The organism is Arthrobacter sp. B0316-1-20, from assembly GCF_059091865.1.
Map to the genome: position 1 here is coordinate 91,453 of NZ_JBNHHC010000020.1, position 26,854 is coordinate 118,306.

26 protein-coding genes are annotated in these 26,854 nt (G+C 68.2%); 22 read left to right on the forward strand and 4 right to left on the reverse strand.

Annotated features, from left to right (window positions below; genetic code table 11):
- From hpt to AC5RW2_RS27000, 18 genes are all read left to right on the forward strand, one after another.
- Complete coding sequence (gene hpt, locus AC5RW2_RS26915; RefSeq protein WP_494001927.1) at nucleotides 1–552, forward strand: hypoxanthine phosphoribosyltransferase; 552 nt, start codon at nucleotides 1–3, stop codon at nucleotides 550–552.
- A 156-nt stretch (nucleotides 553–708) separates the two neighbouring features.
- Complete coding sequence (gene ftsH / locus AC5RW2_RS26920; RefSeq protein WP_494001928.1) at nucleotides 709–2,748, forward strand: ATP-dependent zinc metalloprotease FtsH; 2,040 nt, start codon at nucleotides 709–711, stop codon at nucleotides 2,746–2,748.
- Between the two features lie 10 nt (nucleotides 2,749–2,758).
- On the forward strand, nucleotides 2,759–3,367 hold the full coding sequence (gene folE / locus AC5RW2_RS26925) for a GTP cyclohydrolase I FolE (protein WP_494001929.1): 609 nt from the start codon (nucleotides 2,759–2,761) through the stop codon (nucleotides 3,365–3,367).
- Between the two features lie 25 nt (nucleotides 3,368–3,392).
- Entirely contained in the window at nucleotides 3,393–4,298 is a 906-nt protein-coding gene (folP, locus tag AC5RW2_RS26930) for a dihydropteroate synthase (protein ID WP_494074774.1), read from the forward strand.
- An 8-nt stretch (nucleotides 4,299–4,306) separates the two neighbouring features.
- Nucleotides 4,307–4,690 carry a dihydroneopterin aldolase gene (gene folB, locus AC5RW2_RS26935; RefSeq protein WP_494074775.1) on the forward strand — a complete coding sequence of 128 codons (384 nt, stop codon included), beginning with the start codon at nucleotides 4,307–4,309 and terminating at the stop codon, nucleotides 4,688–4,690.
- The gene (gene folK / locus AC5RW2_RS26940; RefSeq protein ID WP_494001932.1) at nucleotides 4,687–5,196 is read left to right on the forward strand and encodes a 2-amino-4-hydroxy-6-hydroxymethyldihydropteridine diphosphokinase; all 510 of its coding nucleotides are present in this window, start codon (nucleotides 4,687–4,689) and stop codon (nucleotides 5,194–5,196) included. Before folB ends, folK begins: the two co-directional genes overlap by 4 nt.
- A gap of 22 nt (nucleotides 5,197–5,218) precedes the next feature.
- On the forward strand, nucleotides 5,219–5,716 hold the full coding sequence (locus AC5RW2_RS26945) for a DUF3180 domain-containing protein (protein WP_494074776.1): 498 nt from the start codon (nucleotides 5,219–5,221) through the stop codon (nucleotides 5,714–5,716).
- Nucleotides 5,709–6,221: a PH domain-containing protein gene (locus tag AC5RW2_RS26950; RefSeq protein WP_494013374.1), complete on the forward strand. Its 513-nt coding sequence runs from the start codon at nucleotides 5,709–5,711 to the stop codon at nucleotides 6,219–6,221. Before AC5RW2_RS26945 ends, AC5RW2_RS26950 begins: the two co-directional genes overlap by 8 nt.
- The gene (locus AC5RW2_RS26955; protein WP_494013373.1) at nucleotides 6,218–7,861 is read left to right on the forward strand and encodes a PH domain-containing protein; all 1,644 of its coding nucleotides are present in this window, start codon (nucleotides 6,218–6,220) and stop codon (nucleotides 7,859–7,861) included. The genes AC5RW2_RS26950 and AC5RW2_RS26955 overlap by 4 nt, the downstream gene beginning before the upstream one ends.
- Nucleotides 7,845–8,762, forward strand: a complete 918-nt coding sequence (locus AC5RW2_RS26960; RefSeq protein WP_494013372.1) for a Rossmann-like and DUF2520 domain-containing protein — start codon at nucleotides 7,845–7,847, stop codon at nucleotides 8,760–8,762. Before AC5RW2_RS26955 ends, AC5RW2_RS26960 begins: the two co-directional genes overlap by 17 nt.
- Complete coding sequence (gene panC / locus AC5RW2_RS26965) at nucleotides 8,759–9,664, forward strand: pantoate--beta-alanine ligase (RefSeq protein ID WP_494013371.1); 906 nt, start codon at nucleotides 8,759–8,761, stop codon at nucleotides 9,662–9,664. Before AC5RW2_RS26960 ends, panC begins: the two co-directional genes overlap by 4 nt.
- 66 nt (nucleotides 9,665–9,730) lie before the next feature.
- On the forward strand, nucleotides 9,731–11,248 hold the full coding sequence (gene lysS, locus AC5RW2_RS26970) for a lysine--tRNA ligase (RefSeq protein WP_494013370.1): 1,518 nt from the start codon (nucleotides 9,731–9,733) through the stop codon (nucleotides 11,246–11,248).
- Nucleotides 11,249–11,250: 2 nt separating this feature from the next.
- A complete protein-coding gene (locus AC5RW2_RS26975; protein ID WP_493978318.1) occupies nucleotides 11,251–11,409 on the forward strand; it encodes a hypothetical protein in 159 nt (52 codons plus the stop codon).
- A 223-nt stretch (nucleotides 11,410–11,632) separates the two neighbouring features.
- A complete protein-coding gene (locus tag AC5RW2_RS26980; RefSeq protein WP_493978319.1) occupies nucleotides 11,633–11,965 on the forward strand; it encodes a histone-like nucleoid-structuring protein Lsr2 in 333 nt (110 codons plus the stop codon).
- 164 nt (nucleotides 11,966–12,129) lie between these two features.
- Nucleotides 12,130–14,628 carry an ATP-dependent Clp protease ATP-binding subunit gene (locus tag AC5RW2_RS26985; protein WP_494001939.1) on the forward strand — a complete coding sequence of 833 codons (2,499 nt, stop codon included), beginning with the start codon at nucleotides 12,130–12,132 and terminating at the stop codon, nucleotides 14,626–14,628.
- Nucleotides 14,629–14,784: 156 nt separating this feature from the next.
- Entirely contained in the window at nucleotides 14,785–16,905 is a 2,121-nt protein-coding gene (locus tag AC5RW2_RS26990; RefSeq protein WP_494013368.1) for a S9 family peptidase, read from the forward strand.
- A gap of 9 nt (nucleotides 16,906–16,914) precedes the next feature.
- Entirely contained in the window at nucleotides 16,915–17,424 is a 510-nt protein-coding gene (locus tag AC5RW2_RS26995) for an amino-acid N-acetyltransferase (RefSeq protein WP_493988474.1), read from the forward strand.
- Nucleotides 17,425–17,522: 98 nt separating this feature from the next.
- Nucleotides 17,523–17,690: a hypothetical protein gene (locus tag AC5RW2_RS27000; RefSeq protein ID WP_494013367.1), complete on the forward strand. Its 168-nt coding sequence runs from the start codon at nucleotides 17,523–17,525 to the stop codon at nucleotides 17,688–17,690.
- Nucleotides 17,691–17,796: 106 nt separating this feature from the next.
- Here AC5RW2_RS27000 and AC5RW2_RS27005 read toward each other — a convergent pair whose 3' ends face one another.
- Nucleotides 17,797–18,762 (reverse strand): HhH-GPD family protein, encoded by a 966-nt coding sequence (locus AC5RW2_RS27005; protein WP_494074777.1) that lies wholly within the window; start codon nucleotides 18,760–18,762, stop codon nucleotides 17,797–17,799.
- 86 nt (nucleotides 18,763–18,848) lie between these two features.
- Between AC5RW2_RS27005 and AC5RW2_RS27010 the strand changes: the two genes are divergently transcribed.
- Nucleotides 18,849–19,478: a hypothetical protein gene (locus AC5RW2_RS27010; protein ID WP_494074778.1), complete on the forward strand. Its 630-nt coding sequence runs from the start codon at nucleotides 18,849–18,851 to the stop codon at nucleotides 19,476–19,478.
- A 16-nt stretch (nucleotides 19,479–19,494) separates the two neighbouring features.
- On the opposite strand, the gene disA is transcribed toward AC5RW2_RS27010, so the two are convergent.
- The 3 genes from disA to AC5RW2_RS27025 all read right to left on the reverse strand — a co-directional run bounded on the left by disA (nucleotide 19,495) and on the right by AC5RW2_RS27025 (nucleotide 23,196).
- Nucleotides 19,495–20,568 (reverse strand): DNA integrity scanning diadenylate cyclase DisA, encoded by a 1,074-nt coding sequence (disA, locus tag AC5RW2_RS27015; RefSeq protein WP_494001944.1) that lies wholly within the window; start codon nucleotides 20,566–20,568, stop codon nucleotides 19,495–19,497.
- A gap of 103 nt (nucleotides 20,569–20,671) precedes the next feature.
- Entirely contained in the window at nucleotides 20,672–22,039 is a 1,368-nt protein-coding gene (gene radA, locus AC5RW2_RS27020; protein ID WP_494074779.1) for a DNA repair protein RadA, read from the reverse strand.
- 29 nt (nucleotides 22,040–22,068) lie between these two features.
- Nucleotides 22,069–23,196, reverse strand: coding sequence for an FUSC family protein (locus tag AC5RW2_RS27025; RefSeq protein ID WP_494013364.1), 1,128 nt, complete (start codon nucleotides 23,194–23,196; stop codon nucleotides 22,069–22,071).
- A gap of 302 nt (nucleotides 23,197–23,498) precedes the next feature.
- Here AC5RW2_RS27025 and pstS point away from each other — a divergent pair, with 302 nt between their 5' ends.
- The 3 genes from pstS to pstA all read left to right on the forward strand — a co-directional run bounded on the left by pstS (nucleotide 23,499) and on the right by pstA (nucleotide 26,802).
- Nucleotides 23,499–24,611 (forward strand): phosphate ABC transporter substrate-binding protein PstS, encoded by a 1,113-nt coding sequence (pstS, locus tag AC5RW2_RS27030; protein WP_494001946.1) that lies wholly within the window; start codon nucleotides 23,499–23,501, stop codon nucleotides 24,609–24,611.
- A gap of 149 nt (nucleotides 24,612–24,760) precedes the next feature.
- Complete coding sequence (gene pstC, locus AC5RW2_RS27035; protein ID WP_493978329.1) at nucleotides 24,761–25,687, forward strand: phosphate ABC transporter permease subunit PstC; 927 nt, start codon at nucleotides 24,761–24,763, stop codon at nucleotides 25,685–25,687.
- Nucleotides 25,687–26,802, forward strand: a complete 1,116-nt coding sequence (gene pstA, locus AC5RW2_RS27040) for a phosphate ABC transporter permease PstA (protein WP_494001948.1) — start codon at nucleotides 25,687–25,689, stop codon at nucleotides 26,800–26,802. The genes pstC and pstA overlap by 1 nt, the downstream gene beginning before the upstream one ends.
- The last annotated feature ends 52 nt before the right edge of the window (nucleotides 26,803–26,854 follow it).

The following is a 26,854-nucleotide window of genomic DNA, read 5'->3' on the forward strand; positions in this document are numbered from 1 at the left end:
GTGGATTCCAACGACGTCCAGGCAGACCTCAAGCACGTCCTCTACACCAAGGAGCAGATCCAGCAGCGCGTCGCCGAGCTGGCTGCCGAAATCGACAGGGACTATGAAGGGCGCGACCTGTTGATCGTCGGCGTCCTCAAGGGCGCGGTGATGGTCATGGCGGACCTGGCCCGGGCACTGCACAGCCACGTCAAGATGGACTGGATGGCCGTATCCTCCTACGGCTCCGGCACCCAGTCCTCCGGCGTCGTGCGGATCCTGAAGGACCTCGAGACGGACTTGATGGGCAAGCACGTGCTCATCGTGGAGGACATCATCGACTCCGGCCTCACCCTGTCCTGGCTGAAGACCAACCTGATTTCGCGCGGCCCGGCCAGCGTGGAAATCTGCACCCTGCTGCGCAAGCCCGACGCCGCCAAGGTGGAAATCGACGTCAAGTACGTCGGCTACGAGATCCCGAACGAATTCGTGGTGGGCTACGGGCTGGACTACGCCGAGCGCTATCGCAACCTGGACTTCATCGGCACCCTGGCACCGCACATCTACGAATAACCGCCGCACCGTCCGCCGCAGGCTAGGCTACGCCCAGAGGGAACTAATGCCCTCCCTTGAGCGTGAAGGAAGACGGACAGTGTATAGCTGTAGTAGCCGAAGGGCTGCCATCACGCGCGGACAAGCAGGAGGGACGGGCGCAAGCCCCCAAGTCGCATGAAATTGAAGAACCTTTTCAAGGGACCGATCATCTGGATTGTCCTGGTCCTGGTCATCCTCCTGATCGCCGTGCCCAATTTGGCCGGTCCGCAGTCTTCACGGGTCGACACCAGTGTGGGACTTGAACTGCTGCAGGACAACAAGGCGGAACAGGCCCGGATGAACGACGGCGCCCAGAGCGTCGACCTGACGTTGCGCGAAGACCTGGTCATCGACGACGCCAACAAGGGCAAGTCGATCACCTTCTTCTACAGCCGCGACCGCGGTCCGGACATCGTGGACGCGATCAACGCCTCCGACGTGGACACCTTCACCGACCAGCCGGTGGAAAACAACTGGTTCATGAGCTTCATCAGCCTGATCCTGCCCATCCTGATCATCGGCCTGATCTTCTGGTTCCTGCTCTCGCGCATGCAGGGCGGCGGTTCCAAGGTCATGCAGTTCGGCAAGTCCAAGGCGAAGATGATCACCAAGGACATGCCGCAGGTGACCTTCGCCGACGTCGCGGGCGTGGACGAGGCCGTGGAGGAACTGCACGAAATCAAGGAGTTCCTCTCCGAACCGGCCAAATTCCAGGCCGTCGGGGCGAAGATCCCCAAGGGCGTGCTGCTCTACGGCCCGCCCGGTACCGGCAAGACCCTGTTGGCCCGCGCCGTGGCCGGCGAAGCCGGCGTCCCCTTCTTCTCGATCTCCGGCTCCGACTTCGTCGAAATGTTCGTCGGCGTCGGCGCCTCCCGCGTCCGGGACCTGTTCGAACAGGCCAAGACCAATTCGCCGGCCATCATCTTCGTGGACGAAATCGACGCGGTCGGCCGGCACCGCGGCGCCGGCGTGGGCGGCGGCAACGACGAGCGCGAACAGACGCTGAACCAGCTGCTGGTCGAGATGGACGGCTTCGACGTCAAGACCAACGTCATCCTGATCGCCGCCACCAACCGTCCCGACGTGCTGGACCCGGCGTTGCTGCGCCCGGGCCGGTTCGACCGGCAGATCGCCGTCGAGGCCCCCGACCTGGAAGGCCGCCACCAGATTCTGCAGGTGCACGCCGCCGGCAAGCCCATGGCCCCGGGCGTGGACCTGCGTTCCCTGGCCAAGCGTGCGCCCGGATTCACCGGTGCCGACCTGGCCAACGTGCTCAACGAAGCCGCCCTGCTGACCGCCCGGTCCAACGCCCAGCTGATCGACGACCGGGCGCTGGACGAAGCCATCGACCGCGTGATGGCCGGGCCGCAAAAGCGCTCCCGCGTCATGAAGGAACACGAGCGCAAGATCACCGCCTACCACGAAGGCGGACACGCGCTGGTCGCGGCCGCGCTGCGTTACTCCGCGCCGGTCACCAAGGTCACCATCCTGCCCCGCGGCCGCGCCCTGGGCTACACCATGGTGGTGCCGGAGGACGACAAGTACTCCGTGACCCGCAACGAACTGCTGGACCAGCTCGCCTACGCCATGGGCGGCCGGGTGGCCGAAGAGATCGTCTTCCACGATCCGTCCACCGGCGCTTCCAACGACATCGAGAAGGCCACCAGCACCGCCCGCCAGATGGTCACCCAGTACGGCATGAGCGAACGCGTGGGTGCCGTGAAGCTGGGCCAGGGCGGCGGCGAGCCGTTCCTGGGCCGCGACATGTCGCACGAACGCAACTACTCCGACCACGTCGCCTTCGTGGTGGACGAGGAAGTGCGCCGGCTCATCGACGACGCCCACGACGAGGCCTACGCGATCCTGACCGAGAACCGCGACGTGCTGGACCGGCTGGCCCTGGCCCTGTTGGAACGCGAGACGCTGAACCAGCGTGAGATCGCCGAGATCTTCCACGACCTGCGCCGCCGCGAGCTGCGGGACGTGTGGCTGTCCAAGGAAACCCGGCCGGTACACAACATCCCGCCGGTGGTCTCCCGCCGGGAGCGGGAAGCGGCCGCCAACGGCCAGCAGCAGGAAGGAAGCCACGGGGCCGTGATCGTGGACCCGAATCCGGCCGGCGGAGACCTTCCCGGGGATGACGGCCGAAGCGGCGTACCCGGCGCCAGCAGCTAGGATCACAGACGTGACCGAATACGATGACGTTGTCGCCGAGCTGGAGTTCGACCCGCTGATCGACCTGCCCAGGATCGAGAAGGCGGTGCGCGAAATCCTTATCGCCGTCGGCGAAGATCCCGACCGCGAAGGCCTGCGGGAAACCCCGCAGCGGGTCGCCCGTTCGTACGCGGAGGTGTTTGCCGGCCTGCATCAGGACCCGGCGGACATTCTCGGCACCACGTTCGACATCAACCATGAGGAAATGGTGCTGGTCAAGGACATCCCGTTCTATTCGACCTGCGAGCACCATCTGGTCCCGTTCCACGGCACCGCCCACATTGGCTACATTCCGTCCCATGACGGTAAAGTGACCGGGTTGAGCAAGCTCGCCCGCCTGGTGGAAATCTACGCCCGGCGCCCGCAGGTGCAGGAACGCCTCACCACGCAGATCGTCGAGGCCATGGTCAAGTACCTGGAGCCCAAGGGCGCGATCGTCGTCGTCGAATGCGAACACATGTGCATGTCCATGCGCGGGGTCCGCAAGCCAGGGGCGAAGACAGTCACCTCGGCCGTGCGCGGCCAATTGCGCGAGCAGGCCACCCGAGCCGAGGCCATGAGCCTGATTATCGGACGATAGCGAAGAGAAGAGACGGTACAGATAGATGGATTCACTCGCCGCAGTCCCCGGAACCGGGCCCGCCACGTCGCCGCTGCCCGTGCTGCGCAAGGCGCGCGAGCCGAAAAAGTTCGCGGACCTGCCCACCGACCGTGCCGTCGTCATGGCCATCCTGAACGTCACCCCGGACTCGTTCAGCGACGGCGGCGACCACGCCAATAAGGAAGCGGCGATCGCCTACGGGCTGAAGTTGCTGTACGGCGGCGCCGACATCATCGACGTCGGGGGTGAATCCACCCGCCCCAACGCCGACTCGATCACTCCCGAGGAAGAGCAGAAGCGCATCCTCCCCGTCATCGAGGCACTGGTCAAGGCCGGCGCCCTGATCAGCGTGGACACCATGCACGTGGACACGGCGGCCAAAGCGCTGGACGCCGGGGCAGCCATCGTCAACGACGTCTCCGGCATGACCCACGACCCGCACATGCCCGCCCTGGTGGCCGAGCGCCAGGTCCCCTACATCCTGATGCACCGGCGCGGGGACGCCCGCGAGGTCGACCCCAAGGCGGACTACCAGGACGTGGTGGCCGAGGTCCTCGCGGAGCTGACCGAACTGCGGGACAAGTTCGTCGCCGCCGGCGTGGCGCCGGAGCAGATCATCCTGGATCCGGGACTGGGCTTCTCCAAGAACGCCGAACACAACTGGGAGCTGCTGCGCGCCACGGACCGGATCGCGGAACTGGGCCACAAGGTGCTGGTCGGCGCATCCCGCAAGCGGTTCCTCGGTTCCCTGCTGACCACCGCCGGCAAGGCCGCCGCACCCAAGGAACGCGACGAGGCCACGCTGGCGGTCTCCGCCTTGGCCGCCGCCAACGGCGCCTGGGGCGTGCGCGTGCACGACGCCGGCGCCTCGCTGGACGCGGTCAAAGTCGCCGCCGCCTGGACCAAGTAGGCCGGGACGTGACGCCAGCACCTCCGGCACGGCCGGACCTCATCAGGGTTTCCGGCATCAAGGCCACGGGCTTCCACGGCGTGCTCGAGCATGAGCGCCGCGACGGCCAGCCGTTCGTCGTCGACGTCACCCTCCACACCGACATTCGGGCCGCCGCGGCCGACGACGACCTGGCGAAGACCGCAAACTACGCCGAGCTCGCCGACCAGGTGGACGCGATCATCGCCGGCGAGGCCCTGCAGCTGATCGAAACACTGGCCGAACGGATAGCCGACCACGTGCTGCGCACGTTCGCCGTGGCGGCGGTCGAGGTCACGGTGCACAAGCCGCAGGCACCCATCCAGGTGGAGTTTTCCGATGTCACGGTCAGCATCTACCGGGAGCAGCCATGAGCGTCCGCGCGGTCCTGGCGCTGGGCAGCAACCTCGGCGCACGCAGCGACACCCTCTCGCACGCGGTGGCGGACCTGGTGGACACCCCCCACGTGCGGCTGCGCGAAGTCTCGGCCGTGGTGCAGACGAAGCCGGTGGGCGGTCCCGAGGACCAGCCGGACTACCTGAACATGGTGCTTGAGGTGGAGACCGACCTGGACCCGCACCAGTTGCTGGCCCATTGCCAGGCCGTGGAAAACAAGCACCACCGCACCCGCGAAGTGCGGTGGGGGCCGCGGACGCTGGATGTGGACATCATCACCTACGGCGACCTGGTGCTCAACGACGAGGACCTGGTCATCCCGCACCCGCGCGCGCACGAACGCGCCTTCGTGCTGGCGCCCTGGGCCTGGATGGACTCGAACGCCACGCTCAACGGCGTCCCGGTCGGCGAACTGGCCAAGGCGGCCGGCGACCTGGACGGCGTGGAACCCTACGAATCCGAGCCGTTCGAAGCCGGTCAATAGTGTCCGGCGGGGTGGGGGCTTCGTGAGGACCATCAGATACCGCTGGCTGGCGACCATCGCCGTCGTCACGGCCGTGCTGGGCTGGCTGGGCAACCTGCTCGCCGGGCGCGGCGGGCTGCCGGTGCCCGTCCTGCACCTCTCCTCGCTGGCGACCATGGCCGCCATCGCCGTCTTCACCCTGGTGCTCGGCCTCAAAGTGCGCCGCTGGCGCAACGGCAACCGGGACAAGGAGCTGAATCCGGTACTCGCGGCCCGCACCCTCGTGCTGGCGCAGGCCTGCGCCTATGCCGGGTCGCTGATCTTCGGCTGGCACAGCGGCATCATGGTGGACCAGCTCATGCTGCTGCTGTACCGGCCTGGCCTCGGGGCGCTGCCGGCCGTGCTGGCTATGATGGGCGGTGGCCTGGTCATGGTGGTGATCGGGCTGGTGGTGGAGCGTTTCTGCAAACTTCCGCCCGAGGACACCGATGCGGCCCAGGACAACGGTACCGAGGCCCAAGGCGAGGGGGAGTATGCCTAGCGAAGCGATCGATCCGGCCGGCATCAGCTGGATCCGGGTCTCGCCCAAGTACGTCACCGTACGACTGGTCAGCTGGGCCATTTTCACGGTCGTCGCCGTCGCCCTGCTGTCCACCCCGCTCGTCCTGGCGCTGACCGGCCTCTGGCCCGGCTTCCCGGCGTGGCTCGGCTGGCTGCTGAGCCTGGGCACGCTCACGCTCTGCGTCTGGGCCGGGCTCTTGATCCCGCGCCAGGTCAGGGCCATCGGGTATGCCGAACGCGACGAGGACCTTTTGATCCGGCGCGGACTGTTTTTCCAGCGCGTCATGGTGGTCCCCTACGGCCGTATGCAGTACGTGGATGTCGGCGTGGGGCCGCTGGAGCGGGCCTTCGGCCTGTGCTCGGTGAAGCTGCACACCGCCAGCCCGCAGACCAACGCCGGCATTCCGGGGGTGCCGGCGGCAGAAGGAGCCCGGCTGCGCGAACAACTCTCCGACCGCGGGCAGGCAAGGCTGGCCGGGCTATGACCGTACCCGGCAGCAACGGGCAGGCCCCGCTGCCCGGGCAGGGGCCGGATGCGCCCGGCGAAGTAGTGCCGGCCTCCCAAGGGGTGCCCCTGGCACCGGACGCCACCGGCACCTGGCACCGGGTTCACCCCGTTTCGCCGCTGGTCCGCGGCTGGATTGCGCTGGCGGCGATCGCCTACTTCTTCGGCCGGGACTGGTTCGAGGCCATGTTCCGGGGCGACGAGTTCTGGGGACTGAGCGGCGGCCGCGCCGTCTGGACCGTGCTGGTCATGGTCGTGGTCGCGTTGCTGCTGGTGGGCGGATTCTTCCTCTCCTGGTGGTTCACCCGGTACCAGGTCACCGACGACCATGTCCGGGTGAACTCCGGCGTCCTGTTCCGCCAGCACCGCCAGGCGCGGCTGGACCGGGTGCAGGCGATCGACGTCATCCAGCCGCTGCTGGCACGGATCTTCGGCCTGGCCGAACTTAAATTCGAAGTGGCCGACGCCGGAGAATCGGCCGTGCGGCTCGCCTACCTGCCGCTGGCGTCGGCGCAGCAGCTGCGCGCCACCATCCTGGCCCGGGCGGCCGGCCTGCGCGGCGATCCCGCGCACCCCCAGGAAGCGGTGGCCGAAGCCCCCGAACAGCAGATCCTGGCCATCCCGGGCGGACGTATCCTCGGCGCGGCGCTGCTGTCCGGAACCACGCTGTTCCTGCTCATCATGCTGATCGCGGCCGGGCTCTCGACCTTTGTGTTCGGTGCCGCGTTCGGCCCGGCCTTCCTGGTCCCCGCGGCGTTCGGGGTGGTGGCCGGCTACTGGTCCACGTTCAGCACCGGCTACAACTTCCGCGCCGCCATCTCCCCGGACGGCATCCGGCTCCGCTACGGCCTGCTGGAGACCCGGGCGCAGACCGTCCCGCCCGGCCGGGTGCAGGCCGTGGAGATCATGCAGTCGCCGCTGTGGCGCCTCAAGGGCTGGTACCGGATGCGCGTGAACGTGGCCGGCTACGGCCTCAGCGCGGAAAACGCGGGCGCCCGCACCACGTTGCTGCCGGTGGGCACGCAGCAGGAAGTGATGCAGATGCTTGCGCTGGTGCTCCCGGACCCGGGCACCGAGGACCCGTTCACCGTCTTCGGGGCGGGCCTTGACGGAATCGCGGGCAAGGACAGGGACGACGCCGGCGCCTCCGACGGCGGATTCGTCACCTCGCCGCGGCGGGTGCGGTGGCTGTCCTGGCTGACCTGGCGGCGCAACGGCTTCGCCGTCACCGGGACCGCCCTGCTGGCCCGCAGCGGCCGGCTCTGGCGCAGCCTCTCGGTGGTGCCGCACGAGCGGACCCAGTCCATCGCGCTGCACCAGGGCCCGCTGGCCCGCCGCCTGCGCGTGGCGGACCTGCGCCTGCATACGACCGCCGGACCGGTCACGCCGGTGATCTACCAGGTCGACGCCGACACCGCCCGCCGGCTCTTCGACGAGCAGTCGGTCCGGGCCGCCGCGGCCCGGCGCCGCAGCGTCCCGGAACGCTGGCTGGAAGCCCGGGAGTCCGGGGCCGGTCCCGTCCCCGGGGCGGCCGAGGGGCCCGCGGGCGGCGTCCGCGGGCCGGCGCAGCAGGACGAACCACAAGGAAGCAAGGAGGGCCGCGATGGCGGGCAGGAGTAGGCCCGGACGGTTGGGCATCGGCGTGATCGGTGCCGGCAAGGTCGGCGCCGTCCTCGGTGCCGCGCTGCGCGGCGTGGGGCACGCCGTCGTCGGGGTGTCAGCGGTGTCCGAGGACAGCCGGGAGCGGGCGGAGAACCTGCTGCCCGGCGTTCCGGTGCTGCAGATCCCCGAGATCGTGGAACGGGCCGAACTGGTGCTGCTGGCGGTGCCGGACGATGCCCTGCCGGAGCTGGTGGACGGTCTGGCCGCGGCCGGGGTCTGGCAGCCGGGCCAGCTCGTGGTGCATACCTCCGGACGCTACGGCACCGCCGTGCTGGGGCCGGCCCGGGCCAAGGGTGCCATCCCGCTGGCCATCCACCCGGCCATGACGTTCACGGGCATGAGCTTGGACCTGGCCCGGCTCAATGACTGCAGCTTCGGGGTGACGGCCGAGGCCACGGTGCTGCCGATCGCCCAGGCGCTGGTCGTGGAGATGGGCGGCGAACCGGTGGTCATCGCCGAGAAGGACCGCACGCTCTATCACGCCGCCCTGGCGCACGCGTCGAACCATCTGGTGACCATCGCGGCCCAGTCGGCGCAACTGCTGGCCGAGGCCGGCGTGGAGCAGCCGGACCGGGTGCTCAGCGGGCTGATGCGGGCCTCCCTGGAGAACGCGCTGGCCTCCGGGGAAGCGGCCCTGACCGGGCCGGTTGCCCGCGGCGACGCGGGCACCGTCCGCAGCCACCACGAGGCGCTGCTGCGCCGCGAGGTGGATTCGGGCGGCACCGACATCCGGCTGGCCTACGAGGAGCTGGCCCGGGCCACGGCCCAGCGTGCCCTGCAACGCGGCCTGCTCAAAGAGGCCCGCGCAACCGAAATCCTGGACATCCTTGCCCAGTCCCTTCCGGAGGAGAACGCGTGACGACCCGCCCCCGCCTGGTGAAAACCCATGCCGAATTGAAGGACGCCACGGCCGGCCTGCTGGCGGCAGCCGGCGCCGCCGGGCGGCCTTCGCTGGGGCTGGTCCCGACCATGGGAGCGCTGCACGCAGGCCACGCTGCGCTAGTGCGGGCCGCGCGGCAGGCGTGCGACGTCGTCGTGGTTTCCGTGTTCGTGAATCCGCTCCAATTCGGCGAGCAGCAGGACCTGGACCGCTACCCCCGCACGCTGGAAGCCGACCTAAACCTGCTGGCGGCGTGCGGGGCGGACGTGGTGTTTGCCCCCGCAGTCGAAGAGGTCTACCCGGACGGCGAGCCGCTGGTCAGGATCGACGCCGGCGCGCTGGGCGCGAAGTTCGAGGGCGCCTCCCGGCCGGGCCACTTCGACGGCGCCCTCACCGTGGTGGCCAAGCTGCTCCATTACGGGCTGCCCGCGGCGGCCGTCGCGGCCGGCTACCGCGCCTACTTCGGCCAGAAGGACGCGCAGCAGCTCGTGCTGGTCAAGCGGATGGTGGCCGACCTGAACTTCCCGGTGGACATTGTGGGTGTGCCCACAGTGCGCGACGACGACGGGCTGGCACTCTCCAGCCGCAACCGTTTCCTCAACGACGCCGAGCGGGAAGCGGCGCTGGTGCTTTCCCGCAGCCTGGCGTATCTCCGCGGACAGGCCGACCGGCACGAACCCCTGGACGTGGACGGCGCGCTGGCCATGATCGAGTCGGTGCCGCCCGTCCGGCTGGACTACCTGGAAGTGGTGGATCCCCGCACGCTCGAGCCGCTGGCCTTCAACTGCAGGGAGACCCCGTTCACCGGCGAGGCTTTGGTGCTGGTCGCCGCGCAGGTCGGCCCGGTTCGGCTGATCGACAACGCGCAGCTCGGCTACTGACGTCCGCGGATGGAAGCTCCGGGACGTTTGGCTGGCCCGGCCCCGGTACCGGTACCCTTAACTACCGTGACCCGCGATAATTCTCCCACCCCACATCCCGCAGCCGAGGCTGCCGACGCCTCCGAGCAGATGCACGTGCGCATGGCCAAGCGCGCCAAACTCTTGGAGCGCGGCGTCGAGGCGTACCCGGTGGGCGTGGACCGGACCCATACGCTGGCCGAGGTGCGCGAAAAGTACGGCCACCTCGAGGCAGACGAGACCACCGGCGACGTCGTGGGAGTGTCCGGGCGCGTGGTCTTCATCCGCAACACCGGCAAACTCTGCTTCGCGACCCTGCAGGAAGGCAGCGGCGTCCGCCTGCAGGCAATGTTGAGCCTGGCGAACATCGGCGAGGAAGCGCTCGCGGACTGGAAGGCCCTCGTGGACCTGGGCGACCATGTGTTCATCCGCGGCGAAGTCATCAGCTCCAAGCGCGGCGAGCTGTCCGTGATGGCCGACAGCTGGCAGATGGCCTCCAAGGCGTTGCGTCCGCTGCCCGTGCTGCACGCCGGCCTGAGTGAAGAGACCCGCGTGCGGCAGCGGTACGTGGACCTCATGGTGCGCGACGAAGCACGCCAGATGGTTTACACTCGCGCCGCCGTCATCCGCTCCATCCGGGAAACCCTGCACTCCCACGGCTACGTGGAAGTGGAAACCCCCATGCTGCAACTGGTGCACGGAGGCGCGACGGCCCGTCCCTTCGAGACACACCTGAACGCCTTTGACCAGGACATGACCCTGCGCATTGCCACGGAGCTGTATCTCAAGCGCGCGGTGGTCGGCGGCATAGACCGGGTCTTTGAGATCGGCCGGATCTTCCGCAATGAAGGCGTTGACTCCACCCACAGCCCCGAATTCACCACGCTGGAAAGCTACGAGGCGTATGCCGACCAGTTCGTCATGGGGGAGCGCATGAAGGAAATGATCCTGAATGTGGCCGACACCATCGGCACGCGCGTCATTGAAACCCCGCAGGGAACCATTGACCTGAATGGGGAATGGCGCTGGCTGGGCGTCTATCCCGGTTTGTCCGAAGCGGTGGGTCGGGAAATCACCCCGCAGACGGGCGGTGAAGAGTTGCGCGACATTGCCGAACAGCACGGCGTGAAGATCGACCCGAAGTGGGATACCCAGAAGGTGGTCGTCGAGCTGTTCGGTGAAATCGTCGAACCGACGCTGCTGCAGCCGACCTTCGTTTACGATTACCCGCCGGCAGCGCAGCCGCTCGCGCGCAACCACCGCGACAATCCGGAGTTGATTGAGGCCTGGGACTTGATTATCGGGGGCATGGAACGCGGCACCGCTTTCTCCGAGCTGATTGATCCGGTGATTCAGCGCGAACGCCTGACCGAGCAGTCGCGAATGGCGGCGGCAGGAGACGAGGAAGCGATGCAACTGGACGAAGACTTCCTGCGTGCCCTCGAATACGGCGCGCCGCCGATGGGTGGAATCGGACTGGGCATCGACCGATTGGTGATGCTTTTCACCCAGGCCGGAATCCGCGAAACGATTCTGTTCCCGCTGCTGAAGCCGGAGCTGGGCTGAGCATGGAATATCTGTGGGTACTTGCGCCGTCGTTGGGTGTCGGGCTTTTGTTCTATTTCGTGATGAAAGCCATATTCAACGCCGACCGGAAAGAACGCGAAGCGCTGGCCGAGGCCGAGCGCGAGGCCGAAAGGCGCGCGGCCGAAGGCCGCGAGGAATAGGGGAAGGCCCCGGACAAGCATCAATTGTCCGGGGTTTTTCCTTTAATCACATTCGCCCGCGCTATACCGGTATTTCCCACCTGGTCAAATCCGATCTGATCCATGGCGGGATTGCAGGACGATCGAATCCGGCTGTATTGCCTTGAAATGGAGTGTAGGACATAATAAGTATGGTTCGGATTATACCGGACATATAGATCCACCCACCCAAAAGGAGCCTTCTGTGGCGCAAGAAGTAAAAATCATTCTGGTTGATGATCTGGATGGTGGCTCGGCCGATGAAACGGTCCGGTTCAGCTTGGATTCCAGCAGCTACGAAATTGATCTTTCTTCATCGCATGCCGAGGCGCTTCGCGACGCGCTCAAGCCGTACATCTCTTCCGGCCGGAAGATTCCTGCCCGGGGCTCCAAGGCCGCCAAGCCGGCCGGCGGCACACGCAACCAGGACGCCTCGGCGATCCGCGCGTGGGCACGGGAGAACGGTTACAACGTTAGCGACCGCGGACGTGTGCAATCCGAAATCATCGAGGCCTACAAGGCCGCCCACGGGGGATAACGGGCGGCCCGTTCAACCACGGGCAGATCGATCGGCGGGGCGGATAGGCAACTGTCCGCCCCGTTTGCCGTCCTGCAGGGGGCATTACCCCTAGGGCGAACAGAACGCACAACAGCCATCCGGACACGTAGCATCAAAGTACGCAGTAGCTAGGAGTGTGCGAGATGTTTGAGAGATTTACCGACCGTGCCCGTCGCGTTGTCGTGCTGGCTCAAGAAGAAGCCCGCATGCTCAACCACAACTACATCGGCACCGAACACATCCTCCTCGGATTGATCCACGAGGGTGAGGGCGTTGCCGCCAAAGCACTGGAGTTCCTCGGCGTCTCCCTGAACGGCGTTCGTGAGCAGGTCCAGGAGATCATCGGCCAGGGCCAGCAGGCTCCGAGCGGCCACATTCCGTTCACGCCGCGTGCCAAGAAGGTTTTGGAGCTGTCGCTGCGCGAGGCCCTCCAGCTTGGCCACAACTACATCGGCACCGAGCACATCCTGCTGGGCCTGATCCGCGAAGGCGAAGGCGTGGCCACGCAGGTGCTGGTCAAGCTGGGCGCCGACCTCAACCGCGTGCGCCAGCAGGTCATCCAGCTGCTCTCCGGCTACCAGGGCAAGGAGCCGGTCACCGCCGGCCAGCAGCAGGAAGGCACTCCTGCAGGATCGGTGGTGCTGGACCAGTTCGGCCGGAACCTCACACAGGCTGCGCGTGAATCCAAGCTCGACCCGGTCATCGGGCGCGAGCACGAGATGGAACGCGTCATGCAGGTGCTCTCCCGCCGCACCAAGAACAACCCGGTGCTGATCGGTGAGCCCGGCGTCGGCAAGACCGCCGTGGTCGAGGGCCTGGCCCAGGCGATCGTCCGCGGCGACGTGCCGGAGACCATCAAGGACAAGCAGCTCTACACGCTGGACCTGGGGTCCCTGGTGGCCGGGTCACGCTACCGCGGTGACTTCGAGGAGCGGCTGAAGAAGGTCCTGAAGGAAATCCGGACCCGTGGCGACATCATCCTGTTCATCGACGAGATCCACACCCTGGTGGGTGCGGGTGCCGCCGAGGGCGCGATCGACGCGGCCTCCATCCTGAAGCCGATGCTGGCGCGTGGCGAACTGCAGACCATCGGTGCCACCACCCTGGACGAGTACCGCAAGCACATCGAGAAGGACGCCGCGCTGGAGCGCCGGTTCCAGCCGATCCAGGTGGAAGAGCCGTCCGTGGAGCACGCCGTGCTGATCCTCAAGGGACTGCGGGACCGCTACGAGGCGCACCACCGCGTGTCCATCACCGACGGCGCCCTGGATGCCGCCGCGCACCTGGCCCACCGGTACATCTCCGACCGCTTCCTGCCGGACAAGGCAATCGACCTGATCGACGAGGCCGGGGCGCGGCTGCGCATCCGCCGGATGACCGCACCGCCGGAGCTCAAGGACATCGACGAGCGCATCGCCGAGCTGAAGAAGCAGAAGGAATCGGCCATTGACGCCCAGGACTTCGAGGGCGCCGCGACGCTGCGGGATCAGGAAGGCAGGCTGCAGGACGAGCGGGCCGAAAAGGAACGCGCCTGGAAGTCCGGGGACCTGGATGAGATCGCCGAGGTGGACGAGGACCTGGTGGCAGAAGTGCTGGCCAACTCCACCGGCATCCCCGTGTTCAAGCTGACCGAGGAAGAGTCCAGCCGCCTGATGCACATGGAGGCCGAGCTGCACAAGCGCGTGATCGGCCAGGACGAGGCGATCAAGGCCATCTCGCAGGCGATCCGCCGTACCCGTGCCGGCCTGAAGGACCCCAACCGTCCCTCCGGCTCGTTCATCTTCGCCGGCCCCACCGGCGTCGGCAAGACCGAGCTCGCCAAGGCCCTGGCGGAATTCCTCTTCGGCGAGGAAGACGCGCTGATCACCCTGGACATGTCCGAGTACTCGGAGAAGCACACTGTCTCGCGGCTGTTCGGTGCCCCTCCGGGCTACGTGGGCTACGAGGAAGGCGGTCAGCTGACCGAAAAGGTCCGCCGCCGCCCGTTCTCCGTGGTGCTCTTCGACGAGGTGGAGAAGGCGCACGCCGACCTGTTCAACTCGCTGCTGCAGATCCTCGAGGACGGACGCCTGACGGACAGCCAGGGTCGCGTGGTTGACTTCAAGAACACGGTGATCATCATGACCACCAACCTTGGCACCCGCGACATCTCGAAGGGCGTCATGACCGGTTTCCAGTCCGGCACGGACACCAAGACCGGGTACGAGCGGATGCGCGCCCGGGTCCAGGATGAGCTCAAGCAGCACTTCCGGCCCGAGTTCCTGAACCGCGTCGACGACACCGTGGTCTTCCCGCAGCTGAGCGAGGAAGAAATCGTCCAGATCGTGGATCTGTTCGTCGAGCGCCTGCGGAAGCGGCTCGCCGAGAAGAACCTCAAGATCGACCTGACCGACGCGGCCAAGGTGCTGCTGGCCACCCGCGGGTACGATCCCACCATGGGTGCCCGGCCGCTGCGCCGGACCATCCAGCGGGAGATTGAGGACCAGCTCTCCGAGAAGATCCTCTTCGGCGAGTTCCACCCGGGCGAGACCATCCACGTGGACGTCGAGGGTGAAGACGACGCCGCGACGTTCGTCTTCAGCAGCACCGGAGCGCCCAAGGCAATCGAGGGAGTCCCGGACACCCCGGCACTGTCCCAGTAGCCTGCACTGTACTGCGCAGGAGAGCCCCGGCTTCGGCCGGGGTTCTCCTGTTTAACCGGAGGGCTCCTTGACCCCGGGGGCCGGAGGGGGCGTAGCAAAGCCGCGAGTTGCCGCCATCTCCTGTGATCCGGCACACAAGTAGTGTTTACTTACCCCATGCGTTCTGAAGCAATCACTTCCGAAATGCGGCCCGAGCTGCCCCTCCAGCAGGGTGCCGCCACCCCGTTCCACGACCTGGACCGCTTCATCGCGTTGCCGCGGCTCGGCTCCCTGGCCCTCAGCCCGGACGGCAGCCGCCTGGTAACCTGCGTCAGCGTGCTGAACCCCGCCTCCACCGACTACGTCTCGTCCCTCTGGGAGGTCGACCCGGCCGGTCATCGCCCGGCACGCCGGATCACGCGCAGCTCGAAGGGCGAGTCCGGCGCGGCTTTTGCCCGCAACGGCGACCTGTACTTCACGTCCGCCCGCCCGGATCCCGAGGACCCGGAGAAGGAACCGATCCCGGCCCTGTGGCGCTTGCCGGCTGCCGGGGGCGAAAGCCGGGTGGTGCTCTCCCGCCCGGGCGGAATCGCGGCGGTGCGCTGCGCGCAGGCGGCCGACACCGTGGTGGTCGACGCCCAGGTGTTGGGCGGGGCCGTCGATGAAGAGGACGACGCCGACCGCCGTGCCGCGCGGAAGGACAAAAAGGTCTCGGCGGTCCTGCATTCCGGGTACCCGGTGCGCTTCTGGGACCACGATCTGGGGCCGGGACAGAAGCGGCACTTCGTACTGGAGGACAATGCGGAGGAGGCTGCCCGAACCATAACCGTGGACGACGAGCCGCAAGGCCGGCTGCGCAACATCACCGGCTGGGCGGGAAACGCCTTGCTGGAAACCGCCGCCGAGCTGAGCCCGGACGGCGCCACCCTGGCAGTCAACGTCCGCCGGCCGCTGGCGCGGGGCGACGCCCGCAGCGTGCTGGCCGCCGTGGACACGGCCACCGGCGTGCAGCGGATCCTGCTCGAGAGCCCGGACACCGACTATGCGCCGGGCCCGGTCAGCCCCGACAACCGCACCGTTGTGGTGGTCTGCGAGACCGTCTCCGGGCCGCAGACCATTCCTTCCGTGACCCTGGGCCTGCTCCCGCTGGCCGGCGGCGAGTTGCGGCCGCTGGCAGCCGACTGGGACCGCTGGCCCAGCCTCGCAGCCTGGCTGCCCGACGGTTCGGGCCTGCTGGTCACCGCAGACGACGGCGGCCGCACCCCGGTGTTCTGCATCGACGCCCTCACCGGTGCCGTGCGCCAGGTGACGCACGACGATGCGGCCTACACCGACGTCGTGGTCAGCCCGGACGGGCAGTTCGCCTACGCGCTGCGCAGCTCCTACCTGTTTCCGCCCGAGCCGGTGCGCATCGACCTGTCCTCCGGCGAGGCCACGGTCCTGCCCTCGCCCGCACCCCGCCCGGAGGTGGGCGGGAGGCTGGAAGAGATCACGACGACGGTGGCCGCCCGGGGCGCGAACATTCCGGTGCGCGCCTGGCTGGCCCTGCCCGCTGAAGCGTCAGCGCAAAAGCCGGCGCCGCTGGTGCTGTGGGTGCACGGCGGCCCGCTCGGCTCCTGGAACGCATGGAGCTGGCGCTGGTGCCCCTGGCTGCAGGTGGCGCAGGGGTACGCGGTCCTGCTGCCGGACCCGGCCCTGTCCACCGGCTACGGCGACGACTTCATCCGGCGGGGCTGGGGGCAGTGGGGGCAGGCGCCCTATGAGGACCTGATGGCCATCACCGACGCCGCCGTGCAGCGTGATGACATCGACGGGACGCGGACGGCCGCGATGGGCGGTTCCTTCGGCGGTTACATGGCCAACTGGATCGCCGGGCATACCGACAGGTTCCGGGCCATCGTCACCCACGCCAGCCTCTGGGCGCTGGACCAGTTCGGGCCGACGACGGACGTCTCCCCGTACTGGGAGCGGGAGATGACGCCGGAGATGGCCCTGGAGAACTCCCCGCACCTGCACGTGCAGAACATCAACACCCCCATGCTGGTGGTGCACGGGGACAAGGACTACCGGGTGCCGATCGGGGAAGGGCTGCGGCTCTGGTACGAACTGTTGTCACGCTCGCAGCTGGCCGCCGGAGCGGACGGGAAGACCCCGCACCGGTTCCTGTACTTCCCGGACGAGAACCACTGGGTGCTCTCACCGCAACATGCCCGGATCTGGTATTCGGTGGTGTGCAACTTCCTCGCCCGCCACGTGCTGGAGCAGGAGACGGAGTTGCCGGCCGAACTGGGGCTTTAGACTGGCTGGGTGACCGACGCCTTCAGTATCCGCCCCGCCCGCACCTCCGACGTCGTCCAGATCCGCCGGCTGGTCAAGCCGCTGGCCGACAAGCGGGTGCTGCTGGAGAAGGAGGCCGTGGCGTACTTCGAAGGCATCCAGGAGTTCCGGGTCGCGGAGACCCCGGCGGGCGAGATCGTGGGCTGCGGGGCCGTGCACGTCATGTGGGAGGACATCGCCGAGGTCCGCACGCTGGCCACCGCGGCGCACTGGCGGGGCAGGGGAGTGGGCCGGGCCCTGCTCGACGAGCTGATCGCCGCCGCCAAGGACCTGGGCGTCAGCCGCGTGTTCTGCCTGACCTTCGAGGTGGACTTTTTCACTCGGCACGGTTTCGAGGTGATGGCCGACCAGTCGGTGGTGGACCCCGAGGTGTATTCCGAGCTGCTGCGTTCCACGGACGAAGGCGTGGCGGAGTTCCTCGACCTGGCCCGGGTCAAACCCAATACCTTGGGCAACACGCGGATGATCCGCAGGCTTTGATCGCCCGTCCGTCGACACGTTCCGCCCGGGCCCCTAGGGTGGAGGCGTTGGGGAGGGAACAGCCGGCCCCTCGTGCCGGCGCGACGGTGAGGATGACCATGGGTGTGGAGAGTAACCCCGGCGGCGGCAAGGCAGAGCAGCAGGACGGCTCGGCCAAACTGCAGGGAGACAAGCTGGACGGCCTCAAGGACAAGGCCGGTGACGCCGACGACGACCAGCAGGAGCAGAGCGGCGGCCCAGGCGGACCGGGCGGCCAGGCCGACTGAAGTGTCGGGGGCCGGCAAAATCCTTCCGGCGGCGGCGACAACTAGCGGCCCCGCCGGGCCGCAGCGCAGGCTGCGCTCTCACCCGTCGGCTGCAGGAACCGGTTTCCTACCCGGGCAGGCCGACGCCCCCGCCCGACGCGACGGCCAAACCGTCCGCGATGAGCCCGTCCAGGGCGCGGCCGAGTTGTTCGTCCCCGGCAGGCAGTGCGCGCAGTGCCGCGAGCGGCGTCCGGTAAGCCGCGGGCAGATCGGCCAGGTCAACGCTGCCGAGCAGGACCTCGCGTGGAACCGAGGACTCGGCCTCGCGCAACACGGCCATCATGGCCCCTCGCACCTGCCGGTCGGTGCCCGCCCAGGCCTGGCCTTTGGGCACGTAATGGGCCTCGGGCCGGCCGGCCCTGACCCAGGCACAGCGGTCCAGCACGGGGCAGGCATCGCATTGCGGCGACCTCGCCGTGCAGATCAGCGCGCCGAGTTCCATGACGCCGGCATTCCACTCCTTGGTGCCGTGGGCCGGCATCAGCTGGTGCGCCGTGCGCATTTCGGCGGCAGTCAGCGATGGCGCGGGCAGCGCGGCTCCGCTGACCAGCCGGGCGTGCACGCGACGGATGTTCGTGTCCACCACGGTTTCCGGCAGCCCGAAGGCGAAGGAAGCGACGGCGGCCGCGGTGTAGGTTCCGACGCCGGGCAGCTGCAGCAGGCTGGCGTGGTCATCCGGCACGCGGCCGCCGTGCCGGTCCACGATGGCGGCAGCTGCGGCATGCAGGCGCAGCGCACGGCGCGGATACCCCAGCCTGCCCCAGGCCCGGACCGCTTCCCCGGCCGGATCGGCGGCGAGATCGGCCGGGCGCGGCCAGCGCCGCATCCACTGCTCCCAGACAGGCAGCACCCGGACCACGGGGGTCTGCTGCAGCATGAATTCGCTGACGAGGATGCCCCAGGGGCTGCAGTCCGCGCGGCGCCAGGGCAGGTCCCGCGCGCTGGCCGCGAACCAGGTCCGGATACGCGAATGCAGCAGTTCGGCTTCGGCCGGTTCTGTGCACTGTGCCGGTGCGGCGGCGGGGCGGGGCATGGAACTCCTACGGTGTGATCAACCAATACTGTACTTCCCGGCGTGGTGGTGACGGCGCGGGCCGCCGCTGTCCTTAGCCTTAAGGCATGGCAGGCAACGGCACATCCGGCACCCGCGGGCAGGCTCCCGTCCGGCGGCCCAGCCCTGCCGTTTACCGCCGCCGTCGTCTAGTGGTGCTGGCCCTGGCCGTGCTGCTGCTGGCCGCCCTGGTGGCCGCCGGATGGTGGGTCGCCGGCCTGCTGGGCCGGGGAGATCCCGAAGCAGCGGCGGAGGCGCCGGAACCGGCGGCCTCCAGCCCCGCGTCCGCCAGCCCGGCATCGCCGGGCCCTGCAGGCTGCGAGGACCAGGACGTCGTCGTCCGGGCGGAAACGGACGCCCCGGCGTACGGCAGCGGGGAGAACCCCACCCTCATCCTGAAGGTGGCCAACGAGGGCAAGGGGCCGTGCGAAGTCAACGTCGGCACCGACGCCATGGAATTCCTGGTCACCAGCGGAGAAGACCGGATCTTTTCCTCCAAGGACTGCCAGGTGGAGCCTGAGCCGTTGATGATGACCCTTGAGCCGGGCAAGGCAGAGCAGGCCCGTTTCGTCTGGGAACGGAACCGCACGGCACCGGGCTGCACCCCGGTGGAAGCCAACCCGCAGCCGGGCACCTACGTCCTGGTCACCAAGCTGGACAAGAAGACCAGCGACAAGACCGTGTTCGAACTGCGCTAGCGCACGCCCCAAGGGATCAGAGGAACCGGTCCAGCAGGCTGGTTTCGGCGATGCGGGACAGGCCCTCGCGGATCACGCGGGCCCGCTGTTCGCCGATGCCGTCCACCGCCATCAGGTCGTCGATATTGGCCGCCATCAGCGACTGCAGTCCGCCGAAGTGGTCGACCAGCCGGTCCGCCACCGCCCGCGGCACCGACTTGACTGCGGCCAGCAGCCGGTAGCCGCGCGGCTGGACCACGGCGTCGAGGGAGTCCTGCCCTACCTGGATGCCGATCACGCTGGCGACGCGGCCCAGGTCGATCAGGTCGTTCGAGGTGAAACCGCGCAGCGTGTGCAGGGCGGCGTCGACGTCGATGCCGCCCTTGATGTCCGCGTAGTCGCGCAGGATCATCTCGCTGTCCGGGCCCAGCCCCGAGGTCAGTTCATCCAGCTGCAGGGAAAGCAGGCGCCCGTCCACGCCGAGCTCCAGCACGTACTGGGAGATCTCGTCCGAGATGCGGCGGACCATTTCCTGCCGCTGCAGGGTGACCGCCACGTCCCGCACGGTGACCATGGCCTCGATCTCCAGCGCGGACAAGGAGCTCGTGACCTGGTCCAACCGGGCGCGGTACCGCTCCAACGTGGCCAGCGCCTGGTTGGCGCGGGCGAGCACCGGCTCCGAGCCCTCCAGCACGTGCCGGATGCCTTCCACATACAACGCGATGATCTGCATGGACTGGCTGACCGAGATGACCGGCAGCCCGGTCTGGATGGCGACCCGTTCGGCGGTGCGGTGGCGCGTGCCCGACTCCTGCGTGGGAATCGACGGGTCGGGGACCAGCTGCACGGCGGCCTTGAGGATGTTCGCCGCGTCCTTGTCGCAGACGATCGCCCCGTCCATCTTGGCCAGTTCGCGCAGCCGGGTGGGGGAGAAGTCGATCCCGATGTCGAAGCCGCCGCTGCTGATCTTTTCCACCTGCTGGTCGTAGCCGAGCACGATGAGCGCGCCGGTGCGCCCGCGGAGAATCCGTTCCAACCCGTCGCGCAGCTGGGTTCCCGGAGCTACACGGGCCAGGGTCGCCTTAAGGGCGTCCTCGGGGCTCTTGACCATGGGGGAGTTTCCTTAGGGCCGGCGGGCATGGGGACGAGGCCGCCGTCCTGACAGCCCCAGGGTCCATGATAAGGCCGGACCTCGGCTAATCCGCTCCCGGCGCTCAGCGGAACAGCGTGGACAGCGCTTCGGAGACTGTGTGCACTTCCTTGACCGTGAAGCCGGCCGGCACCTGGCCTGCCCCGTCGGGGGACGCCGGCACGATCGCGTGCGTGAACCCGAGCCGTTCGGCCTCCTGGATCCGCCGCAAGATTCCCGGTACCGGCCGCACTTCGCCGGCCAGGCCGACCTCGCCGAAGGCGATCAGCTGGGCCGGGAGCGGCTGGTTGGTCTTGGCCGAGGCGATGGCCAGCACGGTGGCCAGGTCCGTCGCGGGTTCGCTGAGCCGGACCCCGCCCACCGTCGCCACATAGCTGTCGTCCTTGTGCAGCGACATGGAGGCGCGGCGCTGCAGCACGGCCATCATCATGGCCACACGGGAAGAATCCAGCCCGCTGGTGGCGCGCCGCGGCTGCGCATTGGAGGTCTCGGCCAGCAACGCTTGCACCTCGGCCACCAGCGGCCGCCGACCCTCCAGCGTCACGGTGATGCAGGTGCCGGAGACCGGATCCTTGGTCCGGGACACGAACAGGCCGCTCGGGTCCGTCAGGCCTTCGATGCCGGCCTCGGTCAGGTCGAAGCAACCCACCTCGTCGGTCGGGCCGTAGCGGTTCTTGACCGCACGCACCAGCCGCAGGCGCGAGTGCCGGTCGCCGTCGAACTGGCAGACCACGTCCACGAGATGCTCCAGCAGCCGGGGCCCGGCGATCGAGCCGTCCTTGGTTACGTGCCCCACCAGGATGGTGGTCATGCCCTTGCGCTTGGCGGCGTTGATCAGCGAGGCGGCGACCTCGCGCACCTGCGTCACGCCGCCGGCGGCTCCCTCCACCGCACTGCTGCTGAGCGTCTGGACCGAGTCCACGATCAGCAGCGCCGGCTCCAGTTGCTCCACGTGCCCCAGCGCTATCCCGAGGTCTGTCTCGGCGGTCAGGTACAGGTTGTCCGCCACCGCCGAAATCCGTTCGGCCCGCAGCTTCACCTGGGCCGCCGACTCTTCGCCGGTGACGTAGAGCACGTCGCGGTCCAGCCGGGCTACCCGGGCTGCAACGTCCAGCAGCAACGTGGACTTGCCGATGCCCGGCTCGCCGGCCAGCAGGATGACCGCACCGGGGACCAGACCGCCGCCGAGCACCCGGTCGAGTTCGCCCACGCCGGTGGCCCGGAAGGCCGCGGAGGTGGCATCGACGTCGGCAATTCGTTCCGCGGGCCGCGAGACGGCGGCCGCGGCCGTGGTGCGCGCCACCACCTGGGTGGCCTCTTCAACCGTTCCCCAGGCCTGGCACTCGCCGCACCGGCCCACCCATTTTGCCGTGCTCCAACCGCACTCGGCGCAGCGGTAGGCGGGGGCCTTGGAACGGGTCTTGGTGCTCATGGACCCACAGTAACCGGGGCGCCGGACAATCAGAGCCTGGGCAGGTAGGACGTGGCGTCGTCCTGGCTCAGCCCGGCGGCCTTGAGCAGGTCCACCATGAGCGGCCGGAAGACCAGGATCAGGCCCTCACCTTCCAGGGTGATAACGCCGAGGGTCTTGGGGTGCAGGCGCGTGGCAATCTCCGCCAGATCGTTGCGGGCGCCGGAGAGCCGGCGTTCGCGGGCGCCCGGGTCCCGGTCGGAAAGCCCGGCAGCGAGGATTTCGACGGCGTCGGCGGTCTCCTGGAGCACTTCGGAGAAGCTTGCGATCGCCTCGTCGGACATGGCCGCGTGGTTGATCACGGACGTCAGGCGCCGGGAGAAGACCCGGCTGTTGCGCATGGCCAAATCCGCCATCTCCGCAGCATCCTGCAGGTCCCCCACTTCGTCCCGGTGGCGGCGGTGCGCCGGGGAAATCCGGGCTACTTCCCGCGCCGAGCTGAAGCTGCCGCGGACGTCGTCGATCAGGTTCTGGCTGCCCCGCGCCCTAACCAGGGCGTGCCAGGCCTTGGTGGAGTCGCTGTGGGCGAGGGCGACGGAACACTCGCGCAGCACCGAGGCGAGTTCGTCGAGGAGCGTCTGCAGCTTGGAACGCGGTTCGGAGCGCGGGTCGCCGGGGATCAACATGGTTACGAGCATCGCGAAGGCGCCGCCGATGACGGCATCGAGGCTGCGGGTGAACGGCCCCCCGTCCGGGGCGGGCAGCAGCACCACCAGCACCGACTGCAGCGCCATCTGCGTGGTGAAGATGGTGCCGCTGTCCAGGAACCGGGCCAGGAGGATGGAAACCAGCAGCACCAGGGCTGCCTGCCAGATGCCCGGCCCGAGGAAGTGCAGCAGCAGATCGCCCACCGCGATGCCCAGCGTGCAGCCGATGGCCACTTCGAGCACTTTGCGCGCCCGGGGCCCCGTGGAGAAACCGAGCGCAATGATGGACGAGGTGGCGGCGAACAGCGGGCCTTCGTGGCCCAGGACCTGCTCGGCCACGACGTAAGCGGCAACGGCGCAGAAGGTGATCCGCACCGCGGGCATGACGGAGGACTTGCTGCGGCTGAAGCCGGCGCGTCCGCGTTTGCGCAGGAACGACCGGGCCTGTGCCAACGGGGTGCCTGCGCTCATGTTCCCAGTCTAGGCGGGGCTCGCCCGGCCCCGTCCGGGCCCACGGCCTCGGCACGGCCGCCCCCGGGCCCCCGTCCGGCCTGCAAGACCCCGGCCCGGCCCCCGCCCCTAGTATGAGTGCGCTCACAAAGGCAAGGCCTGCACGCCGTCGGTTAGTAAACCGTCCGGTCTTGTTCACCTTGCGTTCACTTTGGCCGTGCACATTCTTTACGTGGCGCCCATAGCCTCGAGGGAGCACGACGCCAGGGCGAAAACACGTCCGGTCGTCCTGATCCGTTCTCACCCTGAAAGGGACCATACACGTGAAGGCACTTCGCATCGGCCGCGCGGCCGCCGTCCTCTCCGTTGCAGCGCTGGCGCTGACGGCCTGTGGCTCCGACAACGCCACCGGCAGCCAGGCCGCCGCAGGCAGCACCGAGACCGCAGCGACGGTTTCGGGCACGCTCTCCGGCGCGGGCGCTTCCTCGCAGGATTCCGCCATGCAGGCCTGGATTGCCGGCTTCGGCGCGCAGAACCCCGAGGCCAGCGTGCAGTACTCGCCGGACGGCTCCGGTGCCGGCCGCGACGCCTTCCTGGCCGGCGGCGTGCAGTTCGCCGGCTCGGACGCCTACATGGACGAGGAAGAATGGGAGCAGGCCAAGGAGGTCTGCGGCCCCGACGGCGCCATGCACATCCCCGGCTACGTCTCCCCGATCGCCGTCGCCTTCAACCTCGAAGGCGTGGACTCCATCAACATGGACGCCGAGACCATCGCCAAGGTCTTCCGCGGCGAAATCGCCACGTGGAACGACGAAGCCATCGCTTCGCAGAACGAGGGCGTGGAACTGCCCGACACCCCCATCACCGTGGTCCACCGCTCCGACGAGTCCGGCACCACCGAGAACTTCGTGGAGTACCTGGCTGCCGCCGCCGGCGACGTCTGGACCGACGAAGTCTCCGGGGAATGGCCTGCCAAGCTCCAGGCCGAGAACGCCCAGGGCACTTCCGGTGTGGTTTCCGCCACCACCGCGACCAACGGGGCCATCACCTACGCCGACGCTTCGGCCGTCGGCGACCTGGGTACCGTGAAGGTCAAGGTCGGCGAGGAATACGTCGAACTGAGCCCCGAGGCCGCGTCCAAGGCCGTTGAGGCTGCCACCCCGGTCGAGGGCCGCGGCGAGCTTGACATGTCCCTGGACCTCGACCGCGACACCACCGAATCCGGCGCCTACCCGATCGTGCTGGTTTCCTACCACATCTACTGCTCGACATATGCTGATCAGAACACCGTTGACCTGGTGAAGGCCTTCGGCAACTACGTGATCAGCGAAGAAGGACAGCAGGCCGCGCAGGACTCGGCCGGCAACGCGCCGATCTCCGAGACCCTGCGCGAGCAGGCCAAGGCGGCTATCGACTCCATCTCGGTGAAGTCGTAGCCCACACGAAGTCCGGTTGGCCCCGCGCCGTCGCAGTTTGACGCGCGGGGCGCAGCCGCGTTCCGGCCGGGGCGAAATTGCCCGGACGGAACGAAGCCGCAAGACTGGCAGAACAGCTAGACGAAGTACAGAACCCGAAGGGTTATGAAGTGTCCCAAACATTGACCGAGACCGGCCAGGGCCGCGCCGGCGACAAGGTCTTTTCCGGCCTTGCGCTTGCCGCAGGGTGCCTGATCCTCTTCGTGCTGTTCTGCGTGGCGGCGTTCCTGCTGTGGCAGGCCCTGCCGACGTTCGGGGCAGACCCGGCCGCCATTTCCGGCGGGAACGGCTTCTGGGGCTACATCTGGCCCATCGTCATCGGCACGCTGATCGCCGCGGCGATCGCCCTGCTGCTGGCGACCCCGGTCGGCGTCGGGGTCGCACTCTTCATCTCCCACTACGCACCGCGGCGGCTCTCCCAGGGCCTCGGCTACGTGGTGGACCTGCTGGCCGCCATCCCCTCGGTGGTCTACGGAGCCTGGGGCATGACCGTGCTGGCTCCCGCTCTCGTCGGTCCCTACACCTGGCTGGCGGAGAACGCCGGCTGGATCCCGATCTTCGAAGGCCCCGCCAGCCAGACCGGCAAGACCATGCTGACGGCCGGAATCGTGCTGTCCGTGATGATCCTGCCGATCATCACCTCGCTCAGCCGCGAAATCTTCCTGCAGGCGCCCAAGCTCCACGAGGAAGCGGCCCTGGCCATGGGCGCCACCCGGTGGGAAATGATCAAGATGGCCGTCTTCCCGTTCGCCCGCCCGGGCATCGTCAGCGCGGTGATGCTGGGCCTCGGACGCGCGCTCGGCGAGACGATGGCCGTGGCCATGGTGCTCTCCGGCGGCGGGCTCATCGCCAGCCTGATCAAGTCGGGGAACCAGACGATTGCCGCCGAGATCGCCCTGAACTTCCCTGAAGCGTACGGGCTGCGCTTGTCCGAACTGATCGCCGCCGGCCTGGTGCTGTTCGTTATTACCCTGGCCGTGAACATGGTCGCCCGCTGGATCATCAGCCGGCACAAGGAATTCTCGGGAGCCAACTGATGTCCAAACTGCTCACTGAAACGCCCGCCCCGACCAAGCGCAACACGCTCACCAAGAACCAGATGCCCGGCTGGGCCATCTGGGCCGTCGCTGCCGGCTCGCTCATCCTTGGCGCCGCGGCCTCGTCGTTGATCGGTTTCGGCCTCGTCTCCTGGGCCTTGTTCTCGGCCGTAATCTTCGTGATTGCCGGCTACATCGTGACGCTCTCCGTCGAGGGGGCGCGCAAAGCCAAGGACCGCTTCGCCACCAACCTGGTCTTCGCGGCGTTCATCATCGCGGTCGTGCCGCTGATCTCCGTGATCTGGACCGTGCTGCAGAACGGCGTCGCCGGGCTCAGCTACAACCTGGTCTTCACGTCGATGAACGGCATGACCGGCATGATCGACAACGAAACGACCGCCAACGGAACCGACGTGCTCGGCGGCGCCTACCACGGCATCGTCGGTACCGTGCTGATCACCCTCTGGGCCACCATCATTTCGGTGCCGATCGGGCTGCTCACCGCGGTCTACCTGGTCGAATACAGCAAGGGCGGGCCGCTCTCGCGCGGCATCACCTTCTTCGTGGACGTGATGACCGGCATCCCCTCGATCGTCGCAGGCCTGTTCGCTGCCGCACTGTTCGGGCTGATTTTCGGGCCCAGCACCCGCACCGGCTTCGTGGCCGCCGTCGCCCTCTCCGTGCTGATGATCCCGGTGGTGGTCCGCTCCACCGAGGAAATGCTCAAGATCGTCCCGAACGAGCTCCGCGAAGCGTCCTACGCGCTGGGCGTGCGCAAGTGGCGCACCATCCTGAAGGTGGTGGTGCCGACGGCGATCTCCGGCATCGCCTCCGGCGTCACCCTGGCCATCGCCCGCATCATCGGCGAGACGGCGCCGCTGCTGGTCACCGCGGGCTTCGTGAACAGCATCAACTGGAACGTGTTCGGCGGCTGGATGACCACCTTGCCCACGTTCATCTACCGGCAGCTGATGAACCCGACCTCGCCCACCAACGTGGACCCCAGCATGCAGCGTGCCTGGGCCGCTGCGCTGATCCTGATCATCTTCGTCATGCTGCTGAACCTGATCGCCCGGCTGATCGCCCGCATCTTCGCCCCCAAGACCGGCCGCTGAGCCAGAACCAAAGAGAAGGAACCCCATGTCCAAACGCATCGACGTCAAGGAC

Excerpts from the sequence above, each read along its gene's own strand:
- ftsH (WP_494001928.1), top strand. The coding sequence starts at position 709 with ATGAAATTGAAGAACCTTTTCAAGGGACCGATCATCTGGATTGTCCTG.
- folP (WP_494074774.1), top strand. The coding sequence starts at position 3,393 with ATGGATTCACTCGCCGCAGTCCCCGGAACCGGGCCCGCCACGTCGCCG.
- folK (WP_494001932.1), top strand. The coding sequence starts at position 4,687 with ATGAGCGTCCGCGCGGTCCTGGCGCTGGGCAGCAACCTCGGCGCACGC.
- AC5RW2_RS26950 (WP_494013374.1), top strand. The coding sequence starts at position 5,709 with ATGCCTAGCGAAGCGATCGATCCGGCCGGCATCAGCTGGATCCGGGTC.
- AC5RW2_RS26955 (WP_494013373.1), top strand. The coding sequence starts at position 6,218 with ATGACCGTACCCGGCAGCAACGGGCAGGCCCCGCTGCCCGGGCAGGGG.
- AC5RW2_RS26960 (WP_494013372.1), top strand. The coding sequence starts at position 7,845 with ATGGCGGGCAGGAGTAGGCCCGGACGGTTGGGCATCGGCGTGATCGGT.
- AC5RW2_RS26975 (WP_493978318.1), top strand. The coding sequence starts at position 11,251 with ATGGAATATCTGTGGGTACTTGCGCCGTCGTTGGGTGTCGGGCTTTTG.
- AC5RW2_RS26985 (WP_494001939.1), top strand. The coding sequence starts at position 12,130 with ATGTTTGAGAGATTTACCGACCGTGCCCGTCGCGTTGTCGTGCTGGCT.
- AC5RW2_RS26990 (WP_494013368.1), top strand. The coding sequence starts at position 14,785 with ATGCGTTCTGAAGCAATCACTTCCGAAATGCGGCCCGAGCTGCCCCTC.
- AC5RW2_RS27000 (WP_494013367.1), top strand. The coding sequence starts at position 17,523 with ATGGGTGTGGAGAGTAACCCCGGCGGCGGCAAGGCAGAGCAGCAGGAC.
- AC5RW2_RS27005 (WP_494074777.1), bottom strand. The coding sequence starts at position 18,762 with ATGCCCCGCCCCGCCGCCGCACCGGCACAGTGCACAGAACCGGCCGAA.
- AC5RW2_RS27010 (WP_494074778.1), top strand. The coding sequence starts at position 18,849 with ATGGCAGGCAACGGCACATCCGGCACCCGCGGGCAGGCTCCCGTCCGG.
- disA (WP_494001944.1), bottom strand. The coding sequence starts at position 20,568 with ATGGTCAAGAGCCCCGAGGACGCCCTTAAGGCGACCCTGGCCCGTGTA.
- radA (WP_494074779.1), bottom strand. The coding sequence starts at position 22,039 with ATGAGCACCAAGACCCGTTCCAAGGCCCCCGCCTACCGCTGCGCCGAG.
- AC5RW2_RS27025 (WP_494013364.1), bottom strand. The coding sequence starts at position 23,196 with ATGAGCGCAGGCACCCCGTTGGCACAGGCCCGGTCGTTCCTGCGCAAA.
- pstA (WP_494001948.1), top strand. The coding sequence starts at position 25,687 with ATGTCCAAACTGCTCACTGAAACGCCCGCCCCGACCAAGCGCAACACG.